The organism is Enterobacter cloacae complex sp. OE43NF (genome assembly GCF_023544405.1).
GTDB classification, from domain to species: domain Bacteria; phylum Pseudomonadota; class Gammaproteobacteria; order Enterobacterales; family Enterobacteriaceae; genus Enterobacter; species Enterobacter cloacae.
This window is the reverse complement of the sequence record NZ_JAMJFW010000123.1, coordinates 1-1,817: the sequence shown is the minus strand read 5'-3', so window position 1 is coordinate 1,817 and position 1,817 is coordinate 1. Positions and strand designations below refer to the sequence as shown.

The following is a 1,817-nucleotide window of genomic DNA, read 5'->3' as shown; positions in this document are numbered from 1 at the left end:
TTCTGCAAGTGATGGGGGGGATAGCCGGTCAGAACGTCCCCGAAAACAAACCGCCCCCGGTTTCAGGAAGGGCGAACTGACCGGCAGAGGCAGTGTAACACCGCATGTCACAAAGGCAGCACTGACGTCGTCAGTGCTTTTTTTACCCGTCCTCCCGGACGCTGAAGGGCAGTTTCACCCGCGCAGCTAAAGGGGCGATAAGTCCGGGTGTGCACATCGTCATTTTCTCCTGTGATGCCTTTCTCCTGCGTATCAGCTTCCGGTAATCGTCCCCCGTCACAACCTTGTCAGCAAGGGTAAATGGCACGCTGCGCGCCCTTGCTGACCAGAACGACTCCGGGCAGGCCGAACCGTCAGGCGATACGAAGACGAAATTTACACTGACGGAGAAACGACCATGACGATGAACCTGCACACCCAGACAACCGCCCCTAAAGCTGCACCGGCGACCAGCGTATCCCCGCTGGAGCAGTCAGGCTCCCCAAAAACGAAATTTTCCAGGGGCAAAAGCAAAGCCCGTGCTGGCGCAGTCAAAACAGACCTTTACCAGACAGTAACGGACAGCATCATTGCAGCCCTGGAAAGCGGCGTTAAGCCGTGGGTGTGTCCGTGGGTTCGCAACGGCGCAGCGGTGGGATTACCGGCCAACTTCAGCACCGGCACGGCATACAGCGGAATTAATATCATGCTGCTGTGGTGTAGTGCGGCAAAACAGGGTTTTCAGGACGAGCGCTGGCTGACCTACAAACAGGCGCAGGAACTGGGCGGCCAGGTTCGTAAAGGTGAACACGGCACGACGGCCATCTTTTACAAGACGCTGGAGAAAGAGGACGAGGACGGGGAAATCGAAAAAATCCCGATGCTGAAAGCCTTTACCGTGTTTAACGTGGAGCAAATCGACGGCCTGAGCATCGAGAGCGTGCCGCAGCCGGTTGCCGGTTTCGATCCGCTGCCGCAGGCGGAAGCACTCATGACCCGGAGCGGGGCAAAAATCACCGAGCAGGGCGTAAAGGCGTTCTATCGTCCGGCCACCGATGAAATCGTCCTGCCGGAGCGGTTCCGCTTCGCGGACGCGGCGAACTTCTACGCCACCGGCCTGCATGAGCTGGTTCACTGGACGGGTGCAGCGTCCCGCCTCAATCGTGAAAAAGGCAATAAGTTTGGCTCTGAGGCGTATGCGTTTGAGGAACTGATCGCCGAGCTGGGCAGCGCGTTTCTGTTGGCGGATTTGGGGATTACGGGAGAGGTGCAGCATGAAAGCTATATCGCGTCCTGGCTGAAAGCGCTGAAGGGAGACAAGCGCTACATCTTTAAAGCGGCGGCAGCGGCCTCAAAAGCGCACCGCTGGCTGATGGACTGCTGACAGCTGGAGCCCTGCGGTGCAGGGCTTCAGAATTTTTGAAAGAGAGAGAATCAGGGAGGGAATTATATAAGTCACTGTTTTTTAGAATTCTGTAACGCGGCCGGCCTCAGCTGCAGGACGTCCTGCAGCTGAGGCCGGCACGGAAAAATAAACCGGACAGATTCAAAAAAAATGAACCCTTTTTCAGGCGGTAGCCGTTACGTATCCGGGATACGTAACGGCGCGATGTCTTACGTAAAAAATGACGTAACGGCTTTCGCCGCCGCAGCTAAAGGGGCGGTAAGTCCGGGTGTGCACATCGTCATTTTCTCCTGTGATGCCTTCCTCCTGCGTATCAGCTTCCGGTAATCGTCCCCCGTCACAACCTGGACAGCAAGGGTAAATGGCACGCTGCGCGCCCTTGCTGACCAGAACGACTCCGGGCAGGCCGAACCGTCAGGCGATACGAAGACGA

At 57.0% G+C, this 1,817-nt stretch carries 2 protein-coding genes; one reads left to right on the top strand and one right to left on the bottom strand.

Annotated elements, in window-relative coordinates:
• Positions 1-397 precede the first annotated feature (397 nt).
• A complete protein-coding gene (locus M8370_RS23220; protein ID WP_117143025.1) occupies positions 398-1,363 on the top strand; it encodes an ArdC family protein in 966 nt (321 codons plus the stop codon).
• Between the two features lie 230 nt (positions 1,364-1,593).
• Here the strand turns inward: M8370_RS23220 and M8370_RS23215 are convergent.
• Positions 1,594-1,817: hypothetical protein (locus M8370_RS23215; protein WP_250021858.1), on the bottom strand; the 224-nt coding region annotated here is incomplete at its 5' end.